The sequence below is a fragment of the Desulfocurvus sp. genome (assembly GCF_023230885.1).
GTDB lineage: Bacteria > Desulfobacterota > Desulfovibrionia > Desulfovibrionales > Desulfovibrionaceae > Desulfocurvus.
The window spans coordinates 1-3,468 of the sequence record NZ_JALNWM010000263.1 but is presented as its reverse complement, the minus strand read 5'-3'; the positions used below and the strand labels follow the sequence as shown (position 1 = coordinate 3,468).

Here is a 3,468-nt window from a genome sequence, read left to right as displayed (position 1 = left end):
CGCAGTGAACACGCCGGAAAAAACGCGGATGGACGCTCCCGTGGCGGCGTCCGCCACGGCGCCCGGAGCCGGGGCCGCCGCTGCGCCGATCATCGCCCTGGACGGCGTGGCCAAGGCCGCCGGGGGGCGGCCGGTGGTCGCCCGGGCCGACCTCGCCGTGGCGGGCGGGCGCGGGCTGTGCCTGGCCGGGCCCTCGGGCTGCGGCAAAACCACCCTGCTGGAGGTGGCCGCGGGCCTGAGCAGGCCCGACGCGGGCAGCGTACGCCTGGGCGGCTCGCGCCCGGGCTGCATGTTCCAGGACGACGTGCTCCTGCCCTGGCTCGATTGCCGCGACAATGTGGCCTACGTCCTGCATGGGCCCCTGGCCGCGCGGCGGGAGCAGGCCCGGCCCTGGCTGGAGCGCCTGGGCCTGCCCCTGCGCGCCCTGCCCACGGCGCTTTCGGGCGGCATGCGCCGTCGGCTGAACCTGGCCCGGGCCCTGGCCGTGCGCCCCGACATTCTGTTCCTGGACGAACCCTTCGCCTTCCTCGACGCCGCCTGGACCGCCGCGGTGGGCACCCTGCTCGCCGCAGCACTGGACACGGGCGCGGCCATCCTTATGACCAGCCACCAGACCCCGGACACCCTGGACCCGCGCATCGCCGTCGTCCACGTCGGCGGCGCCCCGGGGCCGCTGGTGCTGGAGGCGCCGCCGCAAGCGCGACCCACGGCTTCCGGACCGGCCAAAGCCCCTGGCGGAGGCTCTGGCGAAGGCGCCTCCCGCTGCGCCGGACAAAGGCCTTGAGCCGTCTGCCCTAGCGCGAATACCGTTCTTCCCTCCACGGGTCGGCGGAGTTGCTGTAGCCGCGCGTTTCCCAGAAGCCCAGCTCGTCGCGCGAGGTCACCTTCAGCCCCTCCACCCACTTGGCGCTTTTATAGAAGTACAGGTCCGGAACCACCGCCCGTACGGGGCCTCCGTTGGGGCCGGGCAAAGGGGCGCCCGACAGGGCGTGCCCCAGGAACACGTTCTCCTTCCGGGCTTCGGCAAGCGGTATGCTTGTGGTGTACCCGTGGGCGGCCTGGATCACGAGAAACCCCGCTTCAGGCAGGGGGCGTGCCCGGTCCAGCAGGGCGGCAAGCAGCACCCCGCGCCAGACGGAATCGAGCAGGGTCCACCCGGTCACGCAATGAACGTCGCAGACGATGTCCGTCTGCTCGAATGCCATGAGCTCCTGGAAGCCGAGCTCATAAGGGTTCTCGACCTCCCCGTGAACCCGGAGCCGGAAGTCCCCGGGGTCGGGCGAGCCGGGCTCGCCGCCCATGTTCTCGAGTTCCTCGATGGCCCGCTGGCCCGGAGGGAGCCGGGGCCGCCCGTCCCTGCGCAACTCCCCGGCAAGGCTCCGCTGCCGGGCTTCCGAAACCGTGGCGAACAGGCCGGGCAATCCGATGGCGACCGCAGTTCCCGCCGCGGCAGTCAGAAAGGCGCGCCTGGAAAACCGGGGGACTTTTTGCATAGCGCATTCTCCATGAAATCGAGGCTATGGGGAGGGAAGGCATCGGCCCGGCACCCCACAAATGCACTATCGCAAAGGGCGGCTGAAAGCACAAGGGCGGGGCATCGGCCAATCCCCGCAACCGGGAGCCCCCTCCGGCATGCGCGCAAGGCCAAGGCACGCCGACGGTGCGCCCCCTGGAGGGCAACCGGGCTCCCCCGGTTGCGGAAGAACCGGCCAGGGGCCGCAGAGCGCCCAGGCCATCCGCCGGTCCGGGGCGGCCCGGGGAAACGGCCGCCCGGGGCTATATAAGCGCCGGGCCATCCGGGCCGCCCTGCCCCGTGGAAGCCCGGGCGCGGGGACATCCGGCGTGGCCAGCCACCAGGGTCAGCCCCCGCCCCCCCGGGCCAGCGCGTCGCCGTTGCCCATGTCGGCCCCGGGCCGGGGCCGCTGATGCCGGGCGGGAGCGGCCCCGGGAGCCCGCCGCCGACAGCCGTCCCCAAGCCGCGAGACGAATCTCCAGGGACCGGGGCAGGGTCAGGAGCGCCCGCCTCGCCCCCCAGGGGGCGGCATCCGCCAGGGCCGGGGGCAGGTTGCCGGGCCCCGGCCGGGCCTGCGCCCCCGGTTCGGCCTGGCTTCCTCGCCGCGGGCGCCTTCGGCTCCGGCTTTTCCCGCTCCCGCTGCTGGCCACGCCCTGGCCCACACTGGCGGAACGTGCTGCCGAGACTGTAGTTTTATCTCGCGGATGCATCGGATGCAAAAAATTATCAATTTTCGGTCTTGACATCCCGGTTCGAGCGTTGTAGTTACTGCCACTTCCAGTGACGCCCAAGGGGGCGCGGCCGGGTTTCCGGACGGTGCTGGTGAAAGTCGATTCCAGGTAACAAGGGGCTGTGTACGCATCTTGTGTACGCAGCTTTCTTTTACAAGGCGCATAGTGCGCCATATTCCACTGTTTTACGTTTCATGGAGAGTTTCATGGCCAAGAGCATCTACGTCGGCAATCTGCCCTGGTCCGCCACCGAAGAGGACGTCCGCGAGGCGTTCGCCTCCTACGGCGACGTCGTGTCCGTCAAGCTCGTCGAGGATCGCGAGACCGGCCGCCCCCGCGGCTTCGGTTTCGTCGAAATGGACGACCAGAGCGCGCTGGCTGCCATCGAGGCCCTTGACGGCGCCAACTTCGGCGGCCGCAACATCAAGGTCAACGAGGCCCGCCCCCGCGCCGAGCGCGCCCCCCGCTGGTAGGCGCCTCGCGCACCGAGCCATCGGCTTCCAAGCCCGTCCCCTCGCGGGGGCGGGCTTTTTCGTTGCGCCGAGGCGCTGGCCCCGCCCGGGCGACGGGCGCGCCCAGGGTGGAACGTCCGCCCTGCCCTCGCTCCTCCCCCGCCGCCCCGCGCCGCAGGTCCGCAGGAGGCGCACACGGAACGCGCAGGACGCCGGGCCGGCGCCAGTTCCGTCCCCCAGCCTCCCCTTGCCCAATCTTCCCTTGCCAAACTGGGGGAAGCCCTTATATGTGTACTGGCTCTTTGACAGGGGGCGACCAGGTTTCGACGGGGATGGTTGAAGCCAAGGTTGCAGGCCGAGGTTGCCGTTGGCCTCGTTAAACCGCGGCAAGGCATTAATTGCCAACAACACCGAATACGCTCTGGCTGCTTAATGCCAGCGTCCCTTCCGCCGATGTCCGGTAAGCGGAAACGGGCGACACCCCATCGGACTGGCCACCAAGCGCATGTTCATGGCGCGCGGGGCGAGAAAAGCAATGAACTGGCCGCGAACCAGCCTGTCCATCGGCAGGGGCGCGTCGAGAACTGAAGATGGAATAAGCCTGTAGACGCCTTGCGTGGAGCATTCTCGGACGGGGGTTCGATTCCCCCCGCCTCCACCATTTAGAAAAGACAAACCCGTCTCTCTGGGGTCATTCTCCGGGGTGACGGGTTTTCTTTTTCCCCTTGTTTCTAAAGGGTTTGCGCCCGTTTCACATCTTTCCAAAGCACCT

General features: G+C 69.6%; 3 protein-coding genes and 1 other RNA gene. 3 read left to right on the top strand and 1 reads right to left on the bottom strand.

From position 1 onward, the window contains the following. Positions 1-28: 28 nt before the first annotated feature. Entirely contained in the window at positions 29-784 is a 756-nt protein-coding gene (locus M0P34_RS14390; protein WP_291500349.1) for an ATP-binding cassette domain-containing protein, read from the top strand. Between the two features lie 10 nt (positions 785-794). Here the strand turns inward: M0P34_RS14390 and M0P34_RS14385 are convergent, their stop codons facing one another. Beyond that, entirely contained in the window at positions 795-1,301 is a 507-nt protein-coding gene (locus M0P34_RS14385; RefSeq protein WP_291500347.1) for a molybdopterin-dependent oxidoreductase, read from the bottom strand. A gap of 1,149 nt (positions 1,302-2,450) precedes the next feature. On the opposite strand from M0P34_RS14385, the gene M0P34_RS14380 reads away from it, so the two are divergent. Both M0P34_RS14380 and ssrA read left to right on the top strand, forming a co-directional pair. After that, positions 2,451-2,717, top strand: a complete 267-nt coding sequence (locus tag M0P34_RS14380) for an RNA-binding protein (protein ID WP_291500345.1) — start codon at positions 2,451-2,453, stop codon at positions 2,715-2,717. 287 nt (positions 2,718-3,004) lie between these two features. Continuing rightward, positions 3,005-3,357: a transfer-messenger RNA gene (gene ssrA / locus M0P34_RS14375) on the top strand. Positions 3,358-3,468: the final 111 nt, after the last annotated feature.

Excerpts from the sequence above, each read along its gene's own strand:
- M0P34_RS14390 (WP_291500349.1), top strand. The coding sequence starts at position 29 with ATGGACGCTCCCGTGGCGGCGTCCGCCACGGCGCCCGGAGCCGGGGCC.
- M0P34_RS14385 (WP_291500347.1), bottom strand. The coding sequence starts at position 1,301 with ATGGGCGGCGAGCCCGGCTCGCCCGACCCCGGGGACTTCCGGCTCCGG.
- M0P34_RS14380 (WP_291500345.1), top strand. The coding sequence starts at position 2,451 with ATGGCCAAGAGCATCTACGTCGGCAATCTGCCCTGGTCCGCCACCGAA.